This window comes from Ruegeria sp. CDSB029 (assembly GCF_059611125.1).
In genome coordinates this window covers 489,443-513,375 of record NZ_JBXWOX010000001.1, presented here as the reverse complement: position 1 = coordinate 513,375, position 23,933 = coordinate 489,443, and the positions used below count along the sequence as shown (strand labels likewise).

Genomic DNA, 23,933 nt, shown 5'->3' with positions numbered 1-23,933 from the left:
TTGGCAGTTACGATGAGCCAGAAACCCTCTCTTATCAAATCGACCTAAACTGTCCCATGGGCGCTGACGTCAGACAGAAAGATGTTTCCAAGTTTGTTAAAATACTTTTATGGCTGCCAATTCCGGACTTGTAAGCGCGGCAATTGGCGATCCCGTATCCGGGCAAAACATGTGCGCTGGTCGTCCTAAAAAACAAAGAGCGCCCAAGGGCGCTCGTCGTTGAGAAACAGTTTGGGTGTCTTTTAGCCGCCCCAGCTGCGAACCTCGCCGCAATCCATATGGACGAAGTTCGAGCGGTGGTACTTGCCAACACCACCAGCGCGGCAAGACATGGCTGCTTTGGCCATCTGGGACACAGAACGAGACGAAAGGCGCAAGTCAGCAGCCTGACCTTTCATGTGCAGCGAGTTCTTGGCCACACGGCGCGAACGAGACCGCAGCATTGCATTGGTTTGGGGGGAGCGGTAGCCGGACAAAAGAGTGTAGGGCTCATTCACGTCCAGAAGATTGTGAGAGGCTGCCATGATATCGATGGTGCGCAGATCCATAGACTTGGCCTGGTCAGTGCGCCAGTCGCGCATGAAGTGGTTCACTTCTTTGACGGCGTCCTTGATGTATTTGCCGTCGACCCAATAGATCATATCGATCCGTTCGCCCGTGCGGCCCGAATACATTCGGATACGACGGATATCGCCGCCACCGCGCAAAAAACCTGCTGCATTGGAATAGGTTGGTGCTGCTACAACTGCTGTTGCAGCGAATGCGCCCAATAGGGCACGCCGGGTCAAGCCCGATGTACTGCTCGTGGTCATTTCGTTTCGTCCCGTACTGTTCCTGCCTGCACACGATGTTACGCGCGCGATCTTAATTTTTTCCCATCCCAGATGCGAGATTTATGACACAGTCCGAAAAGCCAGCCAAGAAATCTTTCACATTCATCTTTTCAAGGGGGAATTTTCGGCGAATTTTTGCGCAGGTGATGCAAATCGGTATACTATTGAGGCAATTAGGCGTTCGCGCAACATAGCCGATGCAAACGCGCATCAGGCTCGGATGGATGCTTTGGATTGATGTATTTGTGAATGGACAAAACGTCCAGCTGAAAACCATATTCGTTCGGAACGCGCCTCAGAACGCGCAAAGTATCGAATAATCAAGGTCATCCCATGCGAGCACTTTACCGGTTGCCTAAAAGTCTTATCTTCGCCGCTTGCATTACGGCGTCTGCCTCTGTGGCAAGTGCCCAGTCGGCACCCGGAACGGCATTTCAAATGGCTGTTGCCGAGTTTGCGCCTGCAGGTTCGGGCCTGGCAGAGTTCTATCGTACTAACGCGTTTGCGCCAATATGGGTCGGAGACACGCCCGAGCACGAGGCGCGTAGGGCTCGGTTGATCAAGGCTTTATCGACTACGAACCTGCATGGTTTGCCAGAAGGGGCTTATGACGTTCAGTCGATTGTTTCAAAGATGCAGGACGCCAGATCGCTGCGGGACTTGGGTGCAGTTGAAATTGAACTGAGCAAGGCGTTTGTCAGCTACGCAAGTGATCTGTTTTCGGGCACATTGCGTCCTGCGCAGATCGACGATGGGCTGGTCCGCAAGGTGTCGCGTCGGTCGGTCAATGACCATTTGCAGGGCCTGCTTACTGCGAAGGGTGACGCGTATTTCGATCAACTCGCGCCGCAGTCCACCCAGTACCGCGCATTGATGAAACAGAAAATCGCGCTGGAAGCTTTGGTCAACCAAGGCGGTTGGGGTGCCGGTGTGCCCGTGGGTAAGTTGGAGTATGGCGATACCGGACCTAATGTAGTTAAGCTGCGTAACCGTCTGATCACAATGGGGTATCTAAGTCCGACCGCAAGCCCCGAATTTGATGAGGCAATGCTTGTCGCTGTCAAAGACTTCCAGCAAGCGCATGGTCTGGCCACAGATGGTGTCGCCGGAGAGGGCACGATCACCGAACTAAACCGCACGGCGACCGAGCGTTTGAAGGCCGTGTATGTTGCACTGGAACGCGAACGTTGGTTGCCGCGAGAACGGGGTGAGCGGCACATTCTGGTCAACCAGGCCGACTTTTCAGCCAAGATCGTGGACGATGGCCGGGTTACCTTTGAAACCCGCGCCGTGATTGGCAAGAACGTGCATGACCGTCGCAGCCCAGAATTTTCGGACGAGATGGAGCATATGGTCATCAACCCCAGTTGGTATGTGCCGCGCTCGATCATCACCAAGGAATATCTGCCAAAACTGCAGTCAAATCCGAACGCCGTTGGCCACATCCAGATCACGGATCGCAGCGGTCGCCTGGTTAATCGGGGCGCGGTTGATTTCACCCAGTTTAACACCAGAAACTTCCCGTTTGCCATGCGTCAGCCCCCCAGCAAAAGCAACGCGCTGGGGCTGGTAAAGTTCATGTTCCCCAATAAGTACAACATCTATCTGCATGATACACCTCAGAAATCTCTGTTTGCACGTGAGACACGGGCGTTCTCGCACGGATGTATCCGTTTGGCGCAACCCTTCGAGTTTGCCTATGCGCTTTTGGCCAAACAGGAAGAGGACCCAAAGGCGTTTTTCCACCGGGTATTGGCGTCCGGCAAGGAAACGACCGTCCCGCTGGAACAGCATGTTCCGGTTCATCTGATCTATCGCACCGCCTATATCGGTCCGAATGGTGAGGTTCAGTATCGCCGCGATGTCTATGACCGGGACCGGAAAATCTGGGACGCTCTGCAGAAAGCAGGGGTAGCCCTGCCGGACGTTCAGGGGTAATCACCGGGGGCAGGTCCTTAATTCGGGAAGCCCGTCATGCAGTACACTATTCAGCAAATCGCCGAAGCCTTGGGCGCGGACTGTCAGGGTGAAGTTGGCCTTGTTATAGAGCGCGCCGCAGAACCGGTCGATGCCGGGCCGTCTGACCTGGCAATGGCGATGTCGCCGAAATACGCGGACGCGCTTAGCACGGGTGCCGCCCGCGCCGCCGTTTTGTGGGAAGGTGCGGATTGGCAGGCTCTGGGGTTGGAGGCCGCGGTTTTTGTGCCGCGTCCACGCATGGCGATGGCAGGTATCACGGCAATGCTGGATCGCGGGCAGGGAGTTCAGCCGGGCATTCACCCCTCTGCCGTAATCGACCCAACGGCGGAGATAGGCGAGGGTGCCTCGATCGGTCCATTGGTAGTTGTTGGTGCCGGTGCGCGTATCGGTAAGAATGCGGTCATCGGGCCACATTGCGTGATCGGTCTGGATGCCGTTCTGGGTGACCACGCCTTTCTGCGCGAGATGGTGAGTATCGGAGCACGTGCTCAGATCGGTGACCGTTTCATTGCCCAACCCGGTGCGCGGATCGGCAGCGACGGTTTCAGCTTTGTGACGCCCGAGGTATCAGGCGTGGAAAACGCCCGCAAATCTATGGGCGATCAGGGTGAAGCCCGGGCGCAAAGCTGGCTCCGCATTCATTCTTTGGGTGCCGTTGAGATTGGCGATGATGTCGAAGTCGGTGCGAATTGCACCGTGGACAATGGGACCATCAGGAACACATGCATTGGCGATGGTTCAAAGCTCGATAACCAGGTTCATATCGGGCACAACACCCGTGTCGGGCAGGATTGCCTGTTATGCGGGCAATCCGGTGTGTCCGGATCAGTTGAAATTGGAAACAACGTTGTTTTGGGCGGACAGACCGGAGTGTCGGACAATATCTTTATCGGCGATGGTGTGATTGCGGGCGGGGGCACAAAAATCCTATCCAACGTTCCCAAAGGGCGCGTGGTTATGGGCTATCCCGCCATCAAAATGGAAACGCATACAGACATTTACAAAGCGCAGCGCCGGCTGCCGAGATTGGCACGTGACGTTGAGGCGCTGAAAAAGGCTGTTTCCAAACAGCCTCCGAGCGATTAAATCAACCACAACATGATAATTAGAGGATCGACATGAGCATCAGCGACCGCGTCATCGCAATCATTGCAGAGCAGGCCGTGCTGGAGCCGTCGGATGTGACACCCGAAAGCACGCTCGAAGATCTGGGTATCGACAGCCTTGGACTGGTCGAGAGCATTTTTGCCATCGAGGAAGAGTTCGATATCTCGATTCCGTTCAACGCAAACGAGCCGAGCGCCAGCGACTTTGACATTTCGAACGTCGCGGCCATTATCACCGGCATCCAAAAGCTGGTGTCGGAAAAGGTCTGACATAATCCTATGAAACGCGTCGTTATCACCGGGGCCGGTACAATCAATTCACTGGGCCATTCGGTGCCTGATACGTTAGAGGCTATGCGCGAAGGGCGCTGCGGTATCTCTGCGCTTGAATTTCGCGATGTTGAAAGACTGGCCATTCAGATTGGTGGTCAGGTCCGCGGGTTCGAGGCCGAGGGGCGGTTTAACCGCCAGCAAATGACCCTGTATGACCGGTTCACACAATTCACTCTGACAGCGGCCAAAGAAGCAATTGATCAATCCGGGATCGAATTCCACGGTGACCTCGCGGCCCGCTCGGGCGTTGTGTTGGGAACCGCTGGTGGAGGCGTTTCGACCTGGGATGACAACTACCGTTCCGTTTACGAGGATGGCAAAAACCGGGTGCACCCGTTTGTCGTTCCCAAGCTGATGAACAATGCGGCGGCCAGTCACGTCTCGATGGAGCATAACCTTAAGGGCCCCAGCTTTACGGTGTCGACGGCCTGTGCCTCGTCCAACCACGCAATGGCGCTGGCGTTCCAGATGGTACGCAGCGGTGCTGCTCCGGCGATGCTGACCGGTGGGTCAGAGTCGATGTTGTGTTTTGGTGGTGTCAAAGCCTGGGAAGGGCTGCGTGTCATGTCCAAGGACGCCTGCCGCCCGTTCAGCGCGAATCGCAATGGCATGGTGCAAGGCGAAGGCGCAGGTGTCTTCGTGTTCGAAGAATTCGAGCACGCCCGCGCCCGTGGGGCTGATATCCTGTGTGAGGTCGTGGGTTTTGCGATGTCGTCAGATGCGTCGGACATTGTCATGCCCAGCAAACAGGGCGCTGCGCGTGCCATGTCGGGCGCGCTTGCGGATGCAGGGTTAAGCGCGGACAGTGTTGGATATATCAACGCGCATGGAACCGGCACCGCGGCCAATGATAAGACGGAATGCGCTGCCGTGGCCGGTGTCTTTGGTCCTCATGCGGATGAACTGATGATATCTTCGACCAAGTCGATGCACGGCCACCTTATCGGTGGCACCGGCGCGGTCGAACTGCTGGCCTGTATCATGGCACTGCGGGATGGGGTGATCGCTCCGACCATCGGCTATGAAGAGCCGGACCCCGAATGCGCGCTGGATGTCGTGCCAAACGAAGCCCGCGAGGCGAAAGTGGACGTAGCACTGAGTAACGCCTTTGCATTTGGCGGGCTGAATGCGGTAATTGCCTTAAAACGCATTTAAAATCTGATTTCAAACAAAGAAGCCGCCGGTAAATCCCGACGGCTTCTTTAGTTTAGCGAAACCTCAGTTCTGCAGAACTTTCAAGCCTTCAAAACCTGCTGTGAAGCCCGACAGCGAAACTTCCAGTTGCAGTAGTTGGTTTGGTGCGAGAACCGACACGAGCGACAAGGTCGCTTTGGTTCCGACCTTCATTGCTTCCACGTCGCCCTCGGTAAAGCCCATCTGCGCAACACAGCCAACGGGGTTACAGTGGTGGTAGTCATAGCGCTTGCCCGGAGCACCATCGATCGAAAGCGCCAGCTGCGCCTGTAGCATTGTTTCCAGCGGGACAACCACAGTTGCTCCGGCAACCGCGGCCACGCCCTCGGGCAATTTTTCCAGAGTAATTTCCGCGATCGGCTGACCTTGCTCGCCGGTCAGGATCTGACGCATCGCGCAGGGGTCTTCGTCGGCATCGGTCTTGATGCACAGGATCGCCCAGTCGCCCTTTTCTTCCTTAACGTATTGTTCGCCGACGCGCGGGCCGGTTTCACCCAGGTCCAGATCACTGCCGACCTCTGTTTGCGAGGTCTGGGGCTGTTGTTCGGTTTCCTGCGTCGTTTCCTGTGCGTACGCGGCTCCGCACCACAAAGCAGTGGTCACCAGGCTGATGGATAGGGTGTTCTTAATCATGATTGCCTCGGTCTTATGTTGGATTTTTTATTCGTCTATCACCCTTGCCAGACCCTGTCAGGGGCTAAGGTGGGTCAAATCAACATGTGAACGGTTTTTCGCCGGGTTATCGGAAATCCAGCGCGACGACAAAAAGAACAAAGGGAGCCGGTGGAGCGGCTCCCTTTATATAATTTTCTCCCCGTCGGACTGGCCGACTTATTTATGCGCAGACGTTACGAAAGGTGGGGGCATCGGTCAACTGAAAACCTGAAATTTTAATGTAACGGCCATGATTTGTGAAAAAAACCGCGCCCGAAGGCGCGGTCAGTCGACAGGGAGGAAATATGCCGCCCCGTAACCTTAGCCACAAGGCAGCAATTAGACTTTCGCAGTTAAAGGTTAACTTTGTATGCTGGCCGTAGATCGGTGGAAATAAGGCCTTACATTCATGGACCAAAACATATTCTTGGGCGGCGGTGGCAACGACTACGGCCAACCGCAGTCGCTGACGCTGAAATATGCCAACCGCCACGGCATGATCGCGGGGGCGACGGGAACAGGTAAAACGGTGACACTGCAAATTCTGGCCGAGGGGTTTTCCCAGGCCGGTGTTCCGGTTTTCCTGTCTGACGTCAAAGGGGACCTGTCCGGTCTGGCCAAGGCGGGCAGCGAAGGTCACAAGCTTCACAAAGCGTTTCAGGATCGCGCCCAGCGGATAGGCTTTACCGATTACGCGTATGGCGCGTGTCCGGTCACGTTCTGGGATCTGTTCGGGCAACAGGGACATCCCGTTCGTACAACAGTAACCGAGATGGGACCTCTTCTGCTGTCGCGCCTGATGGATCTGAGCGAAGCACAAGAGGGCATTCTGAACATCGCGTTCCGGGTGGCAGACGAAGAGGGCTTACCGCTATTAGACCTCAAAGACCTTCAGTCCTTGCTGGTCTGGATTGGGGAAAATAGGGCTCAGTTGTCTTTGCGCTATGGCAATGTCTCAACCGCTTCGATCGGGGCTATTCAACGCCGCCTGCTGGTGCTGGAAAACCAAGGCGGCACCAAACTGTTTGGTGAACCCGCATTGGAACTGGCCGATCTGATGCGCGTGGATGAGAACGGGCAGGGCGTCGTGAACATCCTTGCTGCCGACAAGCTGATGGGGTCACCGCGTCTGTACGCAACATTCCTGCTGTGGTTGCTAAGCGAGCTGTTCGAAGAACTGCCGGAAGTTGGCGACCCGGACAAACCCAAACTGGTGTTCTTCTTCGACGAAGCGCATCTGCTGTTCGATGATGCGCCCAAGGTTCTGGTGGACAAGGTCGAACAGGTCGCCCGCCTCATTCGCTCCAAGGGGGTGGGTGTCTATTTCATCTCGCAGAATCCGGCGGACGTTCCAGAAGACATTCTTGGCCAGCTGGGCAACCGGGTGCAGCATGCCTTGCGCGCATTCACGGCGCGGGATCGCAAGAACCTGCGACTTGCAGCAGAAACCTATCGTGAAAACCCAGCCTTCGACACCGAAGAGGCGATCCGTGAGGTTGGTGTCGGTGAGGCCGTGACCTCGATGTTGCAGAAAAAAGGCGTGCCAGGGATCGTAGAACGCACTCTGATCCGCCCGCCGGGAACGCAACTGGGGCCAATCACCAAGGCCGAGCGGAAGGCGCTGATGGATGCGTCAGCGATGAAAGTGAAATACGGGCAGTTGAAGGACCGGAAATCTGCCTTTGAAATCCTTCAGTCCCGCGCAGATGCAGCAGCGCAAGCAGCGGCCGAGGCCGAGGAACAGTTGGAAACGCAATCCACGGCCGAGCGTGAATTTGCGACAGCAAGACGCTATTCCGGCAGCCGGGTTGGGCGGTCATCCTCTCGCGTGATGCGTAAGAAAGACACATTCGCAACCGCTATGAGTGAGGCTGTGATCAAGGAACTGAAAGGAACAACCGGACGTCGCATTGTACGCGGCATTCTTGGCGGTTTGTTCAAGGCCAGATAAGGGTAGTGCCGGGCAGGAACCTTCTACCCGGCGCACGTATTTTACTTCAGACGGCGCTGGCCTTCTTGCTTGCAATAGGCGTCCGCTTCGGAGACCGACATTTTGGTGGCCGGGAAGTTGGTCGCTCGATCCCAGATCACACGGTCTGGACGATATAGTTGGCACGTAACTTCACCCTTAGGCGTCTGCACTTTTACCGGGGCCGTTTCCAACTCTTCCGGCGACGGGATACATCCAGCCAGCATGGCGAGCAGCGGGACGGTAAGGGCTATTTTAGTGAAGGAAGTATTCATGTGCACTCTTTTTAAACTCGTAGGTTTCCCGAATGATCGCGGGCCAAGCATCAATTTAGCGTAAATACTGGCCAAAAAGAGGGCTGGATCAAGGCGGTACTGGGATTCGTCTAATCCGTATACCGTATAAAATCAAGAAACCGCACCAGTCAGTTGGCGCGGTCTCAAGAATTGATGGAATGTGATCTTACTTTTCCGGAATCAATCCCCTTGGACTGAACCTGAGAACAATCAGCAGGATAAGGCCCATGGTGAACAGACGCATATGCGCGGCACTGTCGATCAAATGAGACTTAAGCGCGCTGCCATCCGGCATGCTCGAAGTGATCAGGTTCATGAACCACAATCCCATCGGCTCGACCTGAACCCAAAGGAACCAGATCAGGAATGCGCCTAATACAGCACCGAAATTGTTGCCCGAACCGCCCACAATGACCATCACCCAGACAAGGAACGTAAACCGTAGCGGATTGTATGTGCCCGGCGTAAGTTGCCCGTCCAGAGTTGTCATCATCGCACCGGCGATGCCACAGATGGCCGAGCCGAGCACGAAGATCTGTAGGTGGCGGCGGGTAACATCCTTGCCCATTGCCTCTGCCGCGACCTCATTGTCGCGGATGGCGCGCATCATGCGGCCCCACGGGCTTTTCAACGCCATTTGCGCCATCCACAGCAGGACAAGCAGAACGATCATGAACAGCAGCGAATAGCCCAGTTTGACCGACAGGGTCGACGCGATGACCGGATCCAACCCGAGCCAGTCAGCGCGGGCGACAAAGCTGGGATCGTTCTGCAGTTCGACCTCGTAACCAACCACAGGGGCAGGGCGCGGGATGCCGTAGACGTTCTTTACACCTCGGGCCAGCCAATCCTCGTTCTTCATGATGGCAATGATGATCTCGGCAATGCCCAGTGTCGCGATCGCCAGATAGTCAGAGCGAAGGCCCAGCGCCGTCTTTCCGATCAGCCACGCCGCACCAGCGGCCAGCAAACCGCCCGCAGGCCAGGCCACAAGGACCGGCAGGTTCAAACCGCCAAGGTTGCCGGCAACTGCGGGTTCGATTGCCTCGACCCCCACAACGCTTGGATCAAATATTGCGCGGTAGACAAAGAACCCAACAAGGAGAATGGCAATAATCGTCAAGGTTTGGGCACGCCCCTTGGGCATCCGGGTCGCCACCAGCACAGCCGCCACAACGGTTGCTGCGCCTAAAAGCAACGCCAGAAGAATGCCATAACCACCCGAGGACCATGCGCCGGGGGTCGGCGGGGTCGATATCAAAACAACAGCCAGTCCACCCAGTGCGACAAAACCCATGACGCCGACGTTAAAGAGGCCGGCAAACCCCCATTGCAGGTTTACCCCAATCGCCATGATGGCCGAGATCAACCCCATGTTCAGGATCAGGATTGCGGCGTTCCAGCTTTGTGTGAAACCGGTCAGCAGGATCAGACCGCCAACGACAATGAAAAGCAGCGTGTTTTTGACGGACACGGTCATACCGCTTTCCCCTTAAACAGGCCGGTAGGCTTGAACAGAAGCACGATCAGCAAGATGGCAAAGCTGACGGCGAATTTGTAATCAGTGGACAGGAATTGCACCAATCCCGAAGGCGCCAGACTTTCTGGCGCAACGTAAGTCAGTACCTTTTTCCATGCATAGGTAACAGTGACCTCTGAGAACGCGATGATGAACCCGCCCGCGATGGCGCCCAGCGGGTTGCCAAGGCCGCCGACAATGGCCGAAGCGAAGATCGGCAGCAGAAGTTGGAAATAGACAAAAGGCTTAAAGCTCTTGTCCAAACCATAAAGAACACCAGCGGTGGTCGCCAATGCTGCCACGATGATCCAGGTGATCATCACAACACGCTCGGGGTTAATACCTGAAAGCAGCGCCAGATCCTCGTTATCGGAATAGGCCCGCATCGATTTTCCCGTGCGGGTCTTGTTGAGGAACCAGAACAGCAGCGCCACCGCGATAACGGCAACTACCAGAGTGATGCCCTGAGAGGTCTTGATCGCAAGCCCCTCACGCAGTCCGGTCATCGCCTTGAAATCACGGGCGGATATGATGAACCGCGCGCCGTCCGAAAACCTTTGGTCATCCGGACCGATGATAAAGCGAACAAGCCCGTTCATGATGAACATGACACCCATCGAGACGATCACAAGGATCACCGGCTTGGCCTTTTGTTCCCGGTAGAACCGATAGACCAACCGATCGGTTATCAAAACAAGTACGATACAGCCCAGGATCGCAAAGGGCAGGGCCAGCAGCGCGGTGGGTAGCGGGCCAAAACTCACGCCGGCGGCTTGCAGGCCCCAGGTAACCAGCACGGCAATCATCGCACCAAAGGCCATCGTGTCGCCATGGGCAAAATTCGAAAACCGCAGGATGCCGTAGATAAGCGTGACCCCTAGCGCGCCAAGCGCCAATTGGCTGCCGTAAGCAACCGCAGGCACGATGACAAAGTTTGCCAGCGCGACTAACGCATTCAATAAGTCCATTTGATCGTCTCGTTCTTTCGGGTGCGGCTTTATGGCATGCGTTTTGCCATTTGCACAATCATTCCCACGTCTTTTCCGGCGTTAATTTGGGAAATTTTCAACCCGAAAGCGACAAAATCGGCATTGCTCCGATTGCTGATGACAGCGGCGTTCTCTTTGTGCGTGTTCAGGCGGGGCTGACCCGCCAGAACGGTTGTGGTTTGGGACCCCAACGGGGCGTATTGGACCTGGTGTCGTCAGCTGACCGTGCAGGTTCCACGCTCGTTTCGGCTGTTGGCTCCCGTTGCCCGGATCGCGAGCGTACCGCTTTCGTCGATAGTGTAACCGACGCTGCCGCCATTGGTGATTTGCAGAAATTCATAAGAACCAAGCCCTTTGAAAACATGCAGCTCGGCAATATCGCCATCGACGCTCAAGGTTCCTTTGGATGCGCCCTCAACACGTTTCAGCATGATTTTCTTGGGCGCTGTGGCAGGGGAACATTTGCCGGACTTGCAAATCTCTTCAATCTGACACTCGTAAACAAACTCAGCTCCCGGTGTATTCTGCGTTGTGGCCTGCGCGACAGCGGGCAGCAACAAGGCAGCAAGAGCGGCCAGATATTTCATATAAGCTCTCCTAAAAGGTGTTGGCCGACAAATCGGTCCATGTGTTGGTAAACCGGCCATCGAAGGGCGCGATTTCTGGGCCTCACTAGGTGGGAAAAATGGCGAGAATTAATCCTTCTGGGGACAGATTTCTGAATGCTGAAATTTCCAGAAGTCTGAGGCCACAGAAATTATACATTGAAAACTCAGGATATAATTCGATGAAGATTGGTTTCCTGACCGTTCCAGCGTAAAATCCGCCTTATTTTGGACAGATTTACCGACCGTCGCTGTAACGTTGTGCAAATCCTTGCGTACCGACATTGAAACAACCAGATTCGGGGATGCTCTCAGTGACCAGCAAATTATGGCGTCCGACGTTACGAACAGTATCACGCAACCTCAAGATGAAGTGATCCGCTTGGGACAACGCTTTGATCTCGGTGGGATATCCCTAGCTTTCCAGAACGGCTCGCCGGGAAATGCGAAGCCCAACTTACGGAATACGGATCACGTCATGGCGCAGACCCAGCGGCTCCGGGAACAGAAAGGCAAGACATGAAAAACGCGGCGATTTTGTTTTTAAGTTTGGTAGCGCCCGGTGTTGCGGCGGCTCAGAACGATCCTCTGAACGGTGAGGATTTTGTGGTGAACTGCGTCTCGGACAGCACGGGCAACGCGGTGACGCTGGCGCGGTCAGGGGCCACGGACAAAGGGTTCATTGTAACCGATGACGTCAAAGGTGAAGCCGTCATCATCGGCGGGCTGAACTCGCTGACGTTTTTGCACATTAAGGATAAAGATGTGATTACCTTTGTCGTCGACTTCGAGAATCTTGACTACGACATGTCGATCAGGGGCCCGCATGCCGCGCAGGACTTTGGGTCCTGTGGTGATCCGATAGGGTAAATGAGGTTTGATATCTGGCCAGTGAAAACGGGGTCGGGAAAAGAAAACCCTGTTTTCCCGGCACAGCAATTTCAATGAAAGTTGGCGATGCTAATCCAACACGTCGAAACTTGGATAGTCGGCCTAGGCGGTTGCGGGAACAAAGACGAAGCTGAAGAGCGCCACATGGGCGTTGAGGTAGGCCACTAGTATTCTTCTCCGCAATGGCCATGGGTTACCAAAACGTCGACCATCCAACCTCTGGTTTGCGTGGTGATTGTAATGTCGGTGGGTTGGCCTTTGTGCAATTTGACTTGCATGTGCGCGATTTCGCTATCCTCAACACTGCTTGCGAAAACAGTGTTTTCTGTGGAAAGCTCTGGATCGATACTAAATTCTCCCATAGGGAACTTGCTGTCTTTTTCTGGAGAAACGGCAAAGGTATTCACCAGGCTCCCGATGGACGAGATTTCCAAGTTAAATCCGTCTCCAAGACATTCGACGGCCTCACAATCGTTGGAAATACAGTGTGCCCGAACTTCACACATCTTCATTCTACAATGCGACAGAGGAACACTTTCGGCGTAAGTCGCTTGCGGTAAAGCGAACCCAACAATGACCGAGGCAAGCAAGTAACACAGTCTTTGTTCAATAAACACCGTCGTTACCCCCCCAAGAAACTCTTCCGCACCTCCGGATCAGCCAACAGTTCCTTGCCCGTTCCAGTATAGGCATTCCGCCCCTGAACAAGCACATACCCCTTGTCCGCGATCTCCAGAGCCTGACGAGCATTCTGCTCCACCATCAGGATCGGCAGACCGGTCCGCGAAACTTCGATGATCCGGTCGAACAGTTCATCCATCACGATCGGCGAAACACCAGCGGTCGGCTCGTCCAACATCAGAACTTTGGGCTGAGTCATAAGCGCTCGGCCTACAGCGACCTGCTGACGTTGACCGCCCGACAGCTCTCCGGCCGCTTGATTTCGCTTGTCGCGCAGGATGGGGAAGAGGTCGTAGACCTGTTCCATGGTTTGGCTGATGTCGTCGCGACGGATGAAAGCGCCCATCTCAAGGTTTTCTTCAACCGTCATCGAGGTGAAGATGTTTGAGGTTTGCGGCACAAACCCCATCCCGCGGATAACGCGGTCCTGCGGAGTGAGGTTGGTGATGTCTTCACCGTCCAGCCGGACAGATCCCGACCGGACATCCAGCATTCCAAAAACGGCCTTCATCGCAGTAGACTTACCTGCGCCATTGGGGCCAACGATCACCGCGATCTGACCTTTGTCCACAGCGATGGTGCACTCATGCAAGATGTCCGGCCCCTTGCCATAACCACCGGTCATGGTGTCACCGATCAGAAACGGCTCAGACATTCAAAGGATCCTTCTTCATCTGGCCTTCAAATATCCCGGGGGTTTCGGGGCAGCGACCCCATTTGCGCAAACTGTGTGCACTCACTCTCATCACATCGCTCATGCCCCGGCCTCTAGTTTGTCTTTGTTCTTCAGGCCAGTGCCCAGATAGGCCTCGATCACGTGCTCATTGGCTTTGATCTCGTCCAGTGTACCCTCGGCCAGGACTTTCCCCTCGGCCATACAGATGACCGGGTCGCAAATCTTGCCGATAAAATCCATGTCGTGTTCGATAACGACAAAAGTATAACCGCGTTCTTTGTTCAAACGCAGGATGGTGTCGGCGATGGTCATCAGCAGGGTGCGGTTCACGCCCGCGCCGACCTCGTCCAGAAACACGATCTTGGCGTCGACCATCATGGTGCGGCCGAGTTCCAGCAGCTTCTTTTGCCCGCCAGAGACCTGACCTGCCTTGTGGTCGGCCAGGTGCTCAATGGTCAGAAACTCCAGAACCTCATCCGCTTTAGCCATTAGGGCACGTTCTTCGTCGGCGATGCGCTTGCGACCGAACCAGGTGTTCCACAGCGATTCACCCGATTGGGCGCCGGGCACCATCATCAGATTCTCGCGGCAGGACATCGAAGAGAATTCATGCGCGATCTGAAAGGTGCGCAGCAAACCCTTGTGAAACAGGTCATGCGGGGGAAGGCCGGTAATTTCTTCGCCGTCCATGTACACCCTGCCGCTGGTCGGTGGCAGAACGCCCGCGATCACGTTGAAAAGGGTGGTCTTTCCCGCCCCGTTTGGCCCGATCAGGCCTGTGATCGAACCTTTTTGGATTTCCAGCGACGCCCCATCCACCGCGTGAAACCCGCCGAAATGCTTGTGCACGTCCTCGACGACGATCATCTATTCCCCTAGCCACCCTTGTCGGTGTTTCTGCTTCCTCGACCCCAAAAGGTGAGGTGCGGCCTTTTTTCATTGAAACAGCCCGGACACAAGGCCCGGGCTGCTTGATTTTATGACGTTTAAGACCGGATCAACGGAAGTTGACGGTCTTGTTTTCGCCGTCGGTCACTTCGATCTCGCGATAAGAACCCGCGCTTTCACCTGGGCCGATCAGCTCAACACCCGACGCGCCGACATAGTCGATGTCCTGACCAGCGGCGAGAAGCTCCAGACCTTTGGCCAGTTCACCCGGATAGATCTTCTCACCCGGGGCGTTGGCGACATCCAATATCTTGGCGCCGTATTCAGCCGGGTTAGTGGAACCTGCCGCCTGCATGGCCAGCATGAACAGCGCGGCAGCGTCATAGGATTCAGGCGAATAGGGCGACGAACCGTCAAAGCCTGCGGCTTCGGCCATGGCAAAGTACTTTTCAGCACCTTCACCGCCCGAACCGGCGATCTGACCGAACGAGCCGTTCAGGTCGGGACCGACGTTGGAAGGCAGCGAGTCACCGATCATGCCGCCCGGCAGACCAAATGTGTCAAACGCACCGCTGTCCAACGAGGACTGAATGATGCCCAGACCGCCCTGGTCCAGATAGCCTGCGACAACCAGAATATCGCCACCAGCCGATGCCAGCGCACCAACTTCAGCCGAGTAGTCAGCCTTGCCGTCTTCGTGCGCGGCAACGATGGTCACTTCACCGCCGGCTGCTTCGAACGAGGATTGGATCGCGTCTGCCAGACCCTTGCCGTAGTCGTTGTTGGTATAGGTCAGGGCGATCGAGTTGATGCCGCGATCCTTCAGGATGTCAGCCATCACTTCGCCTTCACGCGCATCCGACGGTGCGGTGCGGAAGAACAGACCATTGTCTTCCATAGTCGACAGACCCGGCGATGTTGCCGACGGCGAGATCATGACCATGCCATTCGGGATCGCAACGTTTTGCAGGATCGCGCCGGTCACACCCGAGCAGTCGCCACCGACGATGCCCGCAACGCCGTCCGCAATCATGCGTTCGCCGTTCGATGTCGCCAGACCGTTGTCGATACAGCCGGTGTCAGCGCGCGATGCTGTGACCTTTGAGCCGTCCAGCAGTTTGCCGGATTCGGTGACCTCGGCCATCGCCATTTCGGCGCCTGAACCCATTGCGGGTGCCAGCGATTCAATCGGGCCGGTAAAGCCAAAGAGGACGCCCAAAGTGACGTCTTCGGCTAGTGCCGGACCAGCCAGCAGAGCGGATGCTGCGGTTGCAGTAAGCAGCTTTTTCATATGGTTACTCCCTTATTGGAACGTATTCGTTCTGGGCAAGACCCTAGGCAAGCTGTCTGGAAAAGAAAAGTCCTAACGCAAATGTGTTTTTGCCAAGAATAAACCTATTTGTTTTGATGAGTTTGTCACGTTTTACCAAAGTTGGAGATTCTCATGCTTAGGGCTGCCGCGATTCTGGTCCTGTCGGTTTTTGCCGGCCCCATCAGCGCCGATACCCTTCAAACCTCAGCCGGGACGGTTCAGGTCACGGCGATGGTCACCGGGCTGGATGCACCTTGGGCGATCGGCTTATTGCCCGGAGGCGGAACATTGGTGACCGAACGGGACGGCGATCTTTTGTTTGTCTCGGAAGGCGAGGTCAAACGCATTGCCGGGGTGCCCAAGGTGGCTGCGAACGGGCAGGGCGGGCTGCTCGATATCACCGTGGCACGGGATTTTCCGCAGACCCGCGAGGTGTTTCTCACCTTCTCTAAACCCCAAAGTGGCGGGGCGGGAACCGCGGTGGCCGTGGCGCGCCTGTCGGAAAACGGGAGCCGCTTGAACAACGTACGGATCATTTTCGAAGCAGTTCCGGGCGGTTCGACTGGCCGACATTTCGGTTCGCGCGTGGTCGAGGCGCAGGACGGAACGCTGTTTGTTACGATTGGGGATCGCGGCGACCGTCCGTCAGCGCAAGACAGGTCAAACCACATGGGCACCGTTATTCGCATCAATCGCGATGGCACGGTACCTGCCGACAACCCTTTTGTCGGACAGGCTGGAATTCGCCCTGAGATTTGGTCATTTGGTCATCGCAACCCGCAGGGCGCTGGGTTGGACAGGCAAGGTCGCTTGTGGATTTCAGAGCATGGTGCGAAGGGCGGGGATGAAGTGAACCTGATCCAACCGGGGCGGAATTTCGGCTGGCCGGTGATCTCCTACGGCGTTCACTATTCGGGCCAAAAAATCGGAGAGGGGACCTCGAAACCCGGGATGGAACAGCCGGAACACTATTGGGATCCGTCCATCGCAACGTCCGGTTTGCTGGTCTATTCCGGCAAGCTTTGGCCAGAGTGGCGGGGCGATATCTTTGTCGGGTCGCTCAAGTTTGACTACATCTCGCGCCTTGAAGGAACACCGCTGCGCGAGGTCGAACAGATCAAAGGGCCGGAAACCGAGCGCGTTCGCGATATCGTCGAAGCCCCGGATGGGGCAATCTGGTTTATTTCGGTGGGACAGGGAGCCATCTATCGCATGACCCCCGGATAGGCGTAGATCAGACGGACAACCGCCCGCTTTGCGCACCACGTTCACGATAAGGCGTGGTGTTGTAATGGGCCCGGTAGCATTTTGAGAAATGGCTGGGCGAGGCAAAGCCGCAAGCCAAAGCCACGTTGATCACACTCATGTCCGTCTGCATCAGCAGGTTGCGTGCTTTGTGCAGGCGCAATTCCATGTAGTAGCGTTTGGGTGAGCGGCTGAGATAGCGGCGGAAAAGGCGTTCCAGTTGTCGGGTGGACATGCCCACGTCTTTTGCCAGAATCGATGGCGAGATCGGCTCTTCGATATTCTTTTCCATCATCAGGATAACCTGGCTTAGCTTGGGGTGTCGTACACCAATCCGGGTCGGGGTCGACAGGCGCTGTGTATCCTGATCGGTACGGATCGAGGAATAGATCATCTGGTCCGCCACGGCGTTCGCCAGATCCTCACCATAATCATCGGCAATGATCTTGAGCATCAGGTCGATTGAGGACGTGCCGCCCGCAGTCGTCATCCGGTTTCCGTCGATCTGAAACACTGATTTGGTCAGTTCAACTTCGTCGAACTCTTCGATAAAGCTGTCCGAGTTTTCCCAGTGGATCGTTGCGCGTTTACCATCCAGCAATCCGGCCTTGGCCAACGTAAAGGCTGCTGTGCACAGACCGCCGATGCGCAAACCGCGCCGCGCTTCGCGGCGGACCCAGTTCAGCACTTTCTTTGTTGTCGCCAGTTGCACGTCGACGCCGCCGCAGATCAAGACCACGTCATCGCGTTGCAGTTCGACCAAGTCGGTTTCAACGTTAAAGGTAGTCCCGGCAGAACAGCTGACCGTATCACCACCTTCACCGGCCAGGGCCCACGTGTAGAGTTCTTTGTCTGCCATACGGTTGGCAATCCGCAGGCTGTCCAACGCCGAGGCAAAAGACAGCAGGGAAAACTTGTCCAAAAGGACAAACACGAAATGCCGAGGATTGGCCTCAGCGCCTTCCACTGTGACAACTTGGCGTTGCTCTTGCATGGCTTGGTGTCCTTGATTCGGCGCGTTGTTACGTCGCGTCCGGCGTCGTTGTTGCCAGCCACCATGATCAAAGCTTGTTTCCGACGTCAAGAGGCGCAAAAGGGATATGGTCAGTCTTCAATGCATTTTGTATAGAGACGACCTGACTACTTCAGCGGAGATCAAAGCTATGACCGAATGGCAAAAAACGAACTGGCGCAACAAGCCCCGGGTTCAGATGCCAGACTATATCGATGCGGCCGCGCTGGCCAAAGTCGAGGCTCAGCTTTCTCAGTATCCCCCGCTGGTCTTTGCTGGCGAAGCACGGCGTCTCAAACAACATCTGGGTGCCGCCGGTCGCGGCGAGGCTTTCCTGTTACAGGGCGGGGATTGTGCTGAAAGCTTTGAACAATTCAGCGCGGATGCAATTCGTGACACCTTTAAGGTGATGCTGCAGATGGCGATGGTACTGACCTATGGTGCCAAGGTGCCCGTGGTCAAAGTGGGCCGTATGGCGGGCCAGTTTGCCAAGCCGCGCAGTGCGCCGACCGAGGTTCTGGACGGTGTTGAGTTGCCCAGCTACCGCGGTGACATCATCAACGAGCTGGCTTTCACGCCCGAAGCCCGCATCCCGAATCCCAGCAAGATGCTGCAGGCCTACACGCAGGCTGCCGCTACCTTGAACCTGTTGCGTGCATTCTCGACCGGCGGATTCGCCGATATGAGCATGGTGCATTCGTGGACATTGGGCTTCACGGATGAACAGGATGTACAGAAATACTCGGAAATTGCTGACCGTATCCAAGACACGATCGACTTCATGGATGCCGCCGGGATCACAGCGGACACTACGCATGAGTTCTCAACCGTGGAGTTTTACACCAGCCACGAAAGCTTGCTGCTGGAATACGAAGAGGCTCTGACCCGTCTCGATTCTACTTCCGGCAACTGGTTGGCAGGGTCCGGTCACATGATCTGGATCGGCGACCGTACGCGTCAGCCAGACGGTGCGCATGTGGAATTCTGCAGCGGGGTACTGAACCCGATTGGTCTAAAATGCGGCCCGACCACGACAGCCGAGGACCTCAAGGTTCTTATGGCCAAGCTGAACCCGGAAAACGAAGAGGGTCGCCTGACCCTGATCGCACGGTTTGGCGCAGGCAAGGCAGGCGAGCACCTGCCGCGCCTGGTCAAGGCGGTTAAGGAAGAGGGCGCCAAGGTCACCTGGGTTTGCGACCCGATGCATGGCAACACGATCAAGTCGGCAACCGGGTACAAAACCCGTCCGTTCGACTCGGTCCTGCGTGAGGTACGCGACTTCTTTGGCGTCCATCAGGCCGAAGGCACGGTTCCTGGTGGTGTGCATTTTGAGATGACCGGTCTGGACGTCACAGAATGCACCGGCGGCGTGCGCGCGGTGACCGAAGAGGACCTGTCAGATCGTTACCACACAGCGTGCGACCCACGCCTGAACGCATCGCAGTCCTTGGAACTGGCATTCCTGGTCGCAGAAGAGCTGACCAACCTGCGCCGCGACCGCAAGAACCGCGCAGCCAGTTAAGGTTATAGACAATAATCGGAAAAGGCGGGCTGGATGGGCCCGCCTTTTTTTGTTTGTGACTTAGTCATCGCGCGACACAACCAGCCTCAGATGTGAACCGGGACGGTCAAAATTTTGCTGATCTTCTGCGAATCCGGTCTGGACCGTTTGCGACGGTTGTTTGGGAACCTGCACATCCGACACCGGGCGCAAATTGGTTTCTGAGATTGTGAATCGTCGGGGTGTTGCACCTATAGCGCCGTCGCTGACCATTACGCCCAGAATGCGGCTGACATCACCTAAATCGCTTTTCAGCGGTAACAGAAGCATGCGGGCCTGTAACTGCACACGCCCCAACCGACCTGATGATTCCAGGGTCAGATTGGCGATAGCTGGTTGTGCGAATACCTGTTCCGACACGGTCTTGATCTGGTCCCGCGCGCCGGGCTCAAAGAAGGAAGTCAGCGGCATACCACGCACTTCCATCCCGGCCAGCTGGTTCAAATGCCTCCCGGCCAGACGGAATCGGGTAAGTCCGGGGGCGATGCGTTCCAGAACGAAAGTGTATTCCAAAATGTTCTCAAGCCCGCGCGGGTCGATTTGCGACCGCATGGGAACCCCATCACCTGTCAGAAGCGCCGTCCAATACGCCTCGGCCTGCCGGATAGGCGAAAGGCTGCGCCCGCTGTCAAAACGATCCATAGAGACGATCTTTCCAAAACTTGACCCGAAACCGTTCCCGAAAAAGGTTTTCATCATTATCACCCTGGCGCCTATCGACCGTCATTTTCCTAAAATGCGAAGTACCGGGGACCTCTATCCGAGGCCAGTGTCCGCAGGTGTAAGACTGACGCAGGTTGAGTCAATTTTGGAGCAAATCTTTAACGAATGGTTAACGACTGACGGACAAAGGCAGAGTCAGCAAACTCTTGCCCTGTGCGCGCAGTTCGCATTAGGTGCGCCCAGCAAACTGAAAACGGGCAGCTATGGAAAGGGCAGGCATGATTAAATCCATGACGGGTTTCGCCTCGGGCAAAGGGGCGTTTGGCCCGCATAGCTGGACGTGGGAGTTGCGCAGCGTGAACGGCAAGGGGCTGGACATGCGTCTGCGCGTGCCGGACTGGTTGACCGGGCTTGAGGCTGCGTTGCGCGCCGCGATGTCGAAAAAACTAAGCCGGGGCAATGTGACATTGTCTTTGCGCCTCAGCCGAGATGAGACGAAGGCGGACCTGGTCCTGAACGAGACTGCCATGGGTGCCGTTCTTGAGGCTGTGGCGCGAACGCAGGAAATGGCCATTGCGCGGGACGTGACCCTTAGGCCCTCGACGGCCGCTGATCTGATCTCGCTCAAGGGTATGTTGGATGCGGGCAGTGATGGGGATGACCCGGGCCCATTGGTTGGCCAACTGACGGCAGAATTCAGTGGCCTATTGGGCGAATTCATAGAAATGCGCCAGTCCGAGGGTCGGGCGCTGGCAACTGTTCTGGAAGATCAACTAGGGCAGGTGGCTTCATTGACGGCCCAAGCGGCAGAGCTGGCAGAGCAACGCAAGGACAAGATGACCGAGGCTCTGCGGGATAATCTGGCGCGTGTCATGGACAACGCGCAGGGGGTTGATCCGGACCGCGTCGCTCAGGAATTGGCGTTGATTGCCGTCAAGGCGGACATCACCGAAGAGATTGATCGCCTGAAAGCGCATGTCGTGGCGGCGCGGGATCTGCTGGCGCAGGACGCGGCGGTCGGGCGCAAGCTGGATTTCCTAATGCAGGAGTTCAACCGTGAGGCTAATACTCTGTGCTCAAAGGCGCAAAGCGCGGAATTGACAGCGGTCGGCCTTGAGTTGAAGGCCGTAATAGATCAGATGCGTGAGCAAGTGCAGAACGTAGAATAACCACAGGAGCGCCCAAATGGCGGATCGACGCGGCCTATTAATCATTCTGTCCTCGCCTTCGGGGGCCGGTAAATCGACCCTGGCGAAACGGCTGATGCAGTGGGATTCTGAGCTTGAGTTTTCGGTCTCGGCCACCACCCGCGCACCACGCCCGGGTGAGGAAGACGGGCGCGAGTATTACTTCCTTAGTGAGGATGCGTTCCGGCAGCAGGTGTCCGAGGGACAAATGCTGGAACACGCGCACGTGTTCGGTAATTTCTACGGCTCACCGGCGGGTCCGGTACGCGAGTCCATTAACAGCGGCAAAGACGTTCTGTTTGACGTGGACTGGCAAGGCGAGGTGCAAATCCGCAATTCGGATCTGGGCAAGCACGCTTTGTCGATCTTTATCCTGCCGCCGTCTATCCCCGAGCTGCGCCGCAGGCTGGAAAGCCGCGGTCAGGACAGTGAAGACGTGATCGCCAAGCGGATGTTGAAAAGCTGGGATGAGATTAGCCACTGGGGCTATTATGACTATGTTCTGATCAATGACGATCTGGATGCCACCGAAGAGAAGCTGAAAACCATCGTCAGCGCCGAACGCATGCGCCGCATCCAGCAGCCCAGCCTGCAGAACCATGTCCGCACGTTGCAAAACGAATTTGAGGGCTTGGCATGACCATTTACGCTTTGGGTGACCACGCGCCGCAAATCCACGAAGACACCTGGGTTGCGCCGGACGCCAACCTGATTGGGAAAGTCGTTCTGGAGCAGGGTGCCTCGGTCTGGTTCGGCTGCACCATCCGCGCCGACCACGAAGAGATCCGCGTGGGCGAGGGCAGTAACGTCCAGGAAAACTGCGTCATGCATATCGACGCCGGGTATCCGCTGACCATTGGTAAGAACTGCACCATCGGACACAAGGTCATGCTGCATGGCTGCACGATCGGGGAAAACACGCTGATCGGAATGGGCGCGATTGTCTTGAACGGCGCAAAGATCGGGAAAAACTGTCTTATCGGTGCCGGCGCCCTGATTACCGAAGGCAAGGAAATACCCGATAACTCTCTGGTCATGGGGTCACCGGGCAAAGTTGTGCGGGAACTGGATGCGGCGGCAGCGCAAAAAATCACCTTCAGCGCGCTGCATTATCAGCAGAATATGCGCGCGTTTCGCAAAACTTTGAAACCTGTGTCCTAGGTTGATTCCAAACGCATCAAGAGTGACGGAAATGCCAAACGACCTGCTTGCTGAAATTGTGTCGGCCATTCCGATGCCCACGCTTATGGTTGATCAGACCGAGCGCATCATAGCGGCAAACACCGAAGCCAGAACTATGCTGGGACAGAACATCGAAGGCCGTCATTTCGCAACGATCCTTCGGCAGCCACAAGTCATCGACGCGATGGAGCAGAGCCTGCGCAGTAAAGGCCCAGCCAAAACGCGCCATTTGTCCAATGATGGTGCCCAGGACACCACTTTCGAAGTGCAATGCCGTTACATGAAGGGTGTGGGCGCGGTGGGGGGTGGTGCCGTGATGGTCGTTTTCCAGGATGTCACGCATCTGGAACAGGCCGGACAAATGAGACGCGATTTTGTTGCGAATGTCAGCCACGAACTGCGCACGCCTCTAACTGCTCTGATGGGCTTCATAGAAACATTGCGTGGTCCGGCGCGAGACGATGCAGCCGCCCGTGAGCGGTTTCTGCAGATCATGACCGACGAAGCCAACCGGATGAACCGGCTGGTCGGCGATCTGCTATCCCTGAACCGGGTCGAGAGCGAAGAGCGGGTTCGCCCCAGGGAGCAGCTTGATCTGACAGGTCTGTTGCAATCAACGCTTACAACGCTGCGTCCCCTTGCTGAGGCTGCAAATGTGGACCTGACACTGGATGCGTCTTCGGGACCAATCTCGGTGACCGGAGATAGCGACCAATTGCGTCAGGTGTTCACGAACCTGATCGAGAATGCCATCAAATATGGCGGTAGCGGCGGTAGTGTTGATGTGCGCATTCAGTCATCTGAGCGCGACACCGCCATGCGCGGCCCTGCGGTTCGGGTACAGATCGCAGACAAAGGCCCAGGGATTGATGCCGTGCATCTGCCGCGCCTGACCGAGCGATTCTATCGCGCCGACAGTCACAGATCCCGCGAACTGGGCGGTACGGGGTTGGGCCTTGCGATTGTAAAACATATTGTAAACCGCCACAGGGGGCGGTTGCGGGTCGAAAGCGATCTGGGCAAAGGCTCTGTTTTTACAGTGATTTTGCCGCGCTGATTTTCGGCCAATGACGCAGGTTCATTTCAGACGCGCGCTGTGTTCCGTACTGTCCTGTTAAGAAAACTTAAGAAAATCGTTACGTGTCATAAAACCGTTA

General features: G+C 56.1%; 24 protein-coding genes. 12 read left to right on the top strand and 12 right to left on the bottom strand.

The features are described 5' to 3' along the window. Positions 1–242: 242 nt before the first annotated feature. Positions 243–812, bottom strand: a complete 570-nt coding sequence (gene mepK / locus AC2FI8_RS02550; RefSeq protein WP_058271601.1) for a peptidoglycan L,D-endopeptidase MepK — start codon at positions 810–812, stop codon at positions 243–245. A gap of 354 nt (positions 813–1,166) precedes the next feature. Between mepK and AC2FI8_RS02545 the strand changes: the two genes are divergently transcribed. From AC2FI8_RS02545 to AC2FI8_RS02530, 4 genes are read left to right on the top strand one after another with little or no spacing between them, the layout of a single operon-like run. Next, complete coding sequence (locus AC2FI8_RS02545; RefSeq protein ID WP_496776888.1) at positions 1,167–2,771, top strand: L,D-transpeptidase family protein; 1,605 nt, start codon at positions 1,167–1,169, stop codon at positions 2,769–2,771. Positions 2,772–2,807: 36 nt separating this feature from the next. After that, positions 2,808–3,899, top strand: coding sequence for a UDP-3-O-(3-hydroxymyristoyl)glucosamine N-acyltransferase (gene lpxD / locus AC2FI8_RS02540; RefSeq protein WP_496764844.1), 1,092 nt, complete (start codon positions 2,808–2,810; stop codon positions 3,897–3,899). Positions 3,900–3,931: 32 nt separating this feature from the next. Continuing rightward, the gene (locus AC2FI8_RS02535; RefSeq protein ID WP_058271604.1) at positions 3,932–4,189 is read left to right on the top strand and encodes an acyl carrier protein; all 258 of its coding nucleotides are present in this window, start codon (positions 3,932–3,934) and stop codon (positions 4,187–4,189) included. Between the two features lie 9 nt (positions 4,190–4,198). After that, positions 4,199–5,407, top strand: a complete 1,209-nt coding sequence (locus AC2FI8_RS02530; protein WP_282168295.1) for a beta-ketoacyl-[acyl-carrier-protein] synthase family protein — start codon at positions 4,199–4,201, stop codon at positions 5,405–5,407. Between the two features lie 63 nt (positions 5,408–5,470). On the opposite strand, the gene AC2FI8_RS02525 is transcribed toward AC2FI8_RS02530, so the two are convergent. Beyond that, entirely contained in the window at positions 5,471–6,079 is a 609-nt protein-coding gene (locus AC2FI8_RS02525) for an invasion associated locus B family protein (protein ID WP_496776886.1), read from the bottom strand. A 430-nt stretch (positions 6,080–6,509) separates the two neighbouring features. Between AC2FI8_RS02525 and AC2FI8_RS02520 the strand changes: the two genes are divergently transcribed. Then, a complete protein-coding gene (locus AC2FI8_RS02520; RefSeq protein WP_496738577.1) occupies positions 6,510–8,051 on the top strand; it encodes a helicase HerA-like domain-containing protein in 1,542 nt (513 codons plus the stop codon). A gap of 41 nt (positions 8,052–8,092) precedes the next feature. Here AC2FI8_RS02520 and AC2FI8_RS02515 read toward each other — a convergent pair whose 3' ends face one another. From AC2FI8_RS02515 to AC2FI8_RS02500, 4 genes are all read right to left on the bottom strand, one after another. Next, on the bottom strand, positions 8,093–8,344 hold the full coding sequence (locus AC2FI8_RS02515; protein ID WP_496722924.1) for a hypothetical protein: 252 nt from the start codon (positions 8,342–8,344) through the stop codon (positions 8,093–8,095). A gap of 187 nt (positions 8,345–8,531) precedes the next feature. Beyond that, positions 8,532–9,845 carry a branched-chain amino acid ABC transporter permease gene (locus AC2FI8_RS02510; protein ID WP_496776884.1) on the bottom strand — a complete coding sequence of 438 codons (1,314 nt, stop codon included), beginning with the start codon at positions 9,843–9,845 and terminating at the stop codon, positions 8,532–8,534. Then, positions 9,842–10,852: a branched-chain amino acid ABC transporter permease gene (locus AC2FI8_RS02505; RefSeq protein WP_496722920.1), complete on the bottom strand. Its 1,011-nt coding sequence runs from the start codon at positions 10,850–10,852 to the stop codon at positions 9,842–9,844. The genes AC2FI8_RS02510 and AC2FI8_RS02505 overlap by 4 nt, the downstream gene beginning before the upstream one ends. A 236-nt stretch (positions 10,853–11,088) precedes the next feature. Next, positions 11,089–11,460 carry a hypothetical protein gene (locus tag AC2FI8_RS02500; RefSeq protein ID WP_496738579.1) on the bottom strand — a complete coding sequence of 124 codons (372 nt, stop codon included), beginning with the start codon at positions 11,458–11,460 and terminating at the stop codon, positions 11,089–11,091. A 537-nt stretch (positions 11,461–11,997) separates the two neighbouring features. On the opposite strand from AC2FI8_RS02500, the gene AC2FI8_RS02495 reads away from it, so the two are divergent. Next, on the top strand, positions 11,998–12,348 hold the full coding sequence (locus AC2FI8_RS02495; RefSeq protein ID WP_496776882.1) for a hypothetical protein: 351 nt from the start codon (positions 11,998–12,000) through the stop codon (positions 12,346–12,348). A gap of 185 nt (positions 12,349–12,533) precedes the next feature. On the opposite strand, the gene AC2FI8_RS02490 is transcribed toward AC2FI8_RS02495, so the two are convergent. The 4 genes from AC2FI8_RS02490 to AC2FI8_RS02475 form a co-directional block, all read right to left on the bottom strand. Then, positions 12,534–12,986, bottom strand: a complete 453-nt coding sequence (locus AC2FI8_RS02490; protein ID WP_496776880.1) for a hypothetical protein — start codon at positions 12,984–12,986, stop codon at positions 12,534–12,536. A gap of 5 nt (positions 12,987–12,991) precedes the next feature. Beyond that, positions 12,992–13,705 (bottom strand): ABC transporter ATP-binding protein, encoded by a 714-nt coding sequence (locus tag AC2FI8_RS02485; RefSeq protein WP_496722912.1) that lies wholly within the window; start codon positions 13,703–13,705, stop codon positions 12,992–12,994. Between the two features lie 99 nt (positions 13,706–13,804). Beyond that, positions 13,805–14,593 carry an ABC transporter ATP-binding protein gene (locus AC2FI8_RS02480; RefSeq protein WP_496776877.1) on the bottom strand — a complete coding sequence of 263 codons (789 nt, stop codon included), beginning with the start codon at positions 14,591–14,593 and terminating at the stop codon, positions 13,805–13,807. A 130-nt stretch (positions 14,594–14,723) separates the two neighbouring features. Beyond that, positions 14,724–15,905: an ABC transporter substrate-binding protein gene (locus AC2FI8_RS02475; protein ID WP_108858629.1), complete on the bottom strand. Its 1,182-nt coding sequence runs from the start codon at positions 15,903–15,905 to the stop codon at positions 14,724–14,726. 153 nt (positions 15,906–16,058) lie between these two features. Here AC2FI8_RS02475 and AC2FI8_RS02470 point away from each other — a divergent pair, with 153 nt between their 5' ends. Further along, complete coding sequence (locus AC2FI8_RS02470) at positions 16,059–17,153, top strand: PQQ-dependent sugar dehydrogenase (protein WP_496776875.1); 1,095 nt, start codon at positions 16,059–16,061, stop codon at positions 17,151–17,153. Between the two features lie 7 nt (positions 17,154–17,160). On the opposite strand, the gene AC2FI8_RS02465 is transcribed toward AC2FI8_RS02470, so the two are convergent. Next, on the bottom strand, positions 17,161–18,165 hold the full coding sequence (locus AC2FI8_RS02465) for a GlxA family transcriptional regulator (RefSeq protein ID WP_496738584.1): 1,005 nt from the start codon (positions 18,163–18,165) through the stop codon (positions 17,161–17,163). A gap of 169 nt (positions 18,166–18,334) precedes the next feature. On the opposite strand from AC2FI8_RS02465, the gene AC2FI8_RS02460 reads away from it, so the two are divergent. After that, entirely contained in the window at positions 18,335–19,705 is a 1,371-nt protein-coding gene (locus AC2FI8_RS02460; RefSeq protein WP_496738585.1) for a class II 3-deoxy-7-phosphoheptulonate synthase, read from the top strand. Positions 19,706–19,765: 60 nt separating this feature from the next. Here the strand turns inward: AC2FI8_RS02460 and AC2FI8_RS02455 are convergent, their stop codons facing one another. Beyond that, positions 19,766–20,440: a PAS domain-containing protein gene (locus tag AC2FI8_RS02455; protein ID WP_496776873.1), complete on the bottom strand. Its 675-nt coding sequence runs from the start codon at positions 20,438–20,440 to the stop codon at positions 19,766–19,768. A 245-nt stretch (positions 20,441–20,685) separates the two neighbouring features. Between AC2FI8_RS02455 and AC2FI8_RS02450 the strand changes: the two genes are divergently transcribed. Genes AC2FI8_RS02450 through AC2FI8_RS02435 form a run of 4 tightly spaced genes read left to right on the top strand, consistent with a single transcriptional unit; the run spans position 20,686 to position 23,833 of the window. Continuing rightward, positions 20,686–21,576, top strand: coding sequence for a YicC/YloC family endoribonuclease (locus AC2FI8_RS02450; protein ID WP_496776871.1), 891 nt, complete (start codon positions 20,686–20,688; stop codon positions 21,574–21,576). A 16-nt stretch (positions 21,577–21,592) separates the two neighbouring features. Beyond that, entirely contained in the window at positions 21,593–22,234 is a 642-nt protein-coding gene (gene gmk / locus AC2FI8_RS02445) for a guanylate kinase (RefSeq protein ID WP_058271617.1), read from the top strand. Beyond that, positions 22,231–22,755: a gamma carbonic anhydrase family protein gene (locus AC2FI8_RS02440; protein WP_496722896.1), complete on the top strand. Its 525-nt coding sequence runs from the start codon at positions 22,231–22,233 to the stop codon at positions 22,753–22,755. Before gmk ends, AC2FI8_RS02440 begins: the two co-directional genes overlap by 4 nt. A gap of 31 nt (positions 22,756–22,786) precedes the next feature. Further along, positions 22,787–23,833, top strand: a complete 1,047-nt coding sequence (locus AC2FI8_RS02435) for an ATP-binding protein (protein WP_496776869.1) — start codon at positions 22,787–22,789, stop codon at positions 23,831–23,833. The last annotated feature ends 100 nt before the right edge of the window (positions 23,834–23,933 follow it).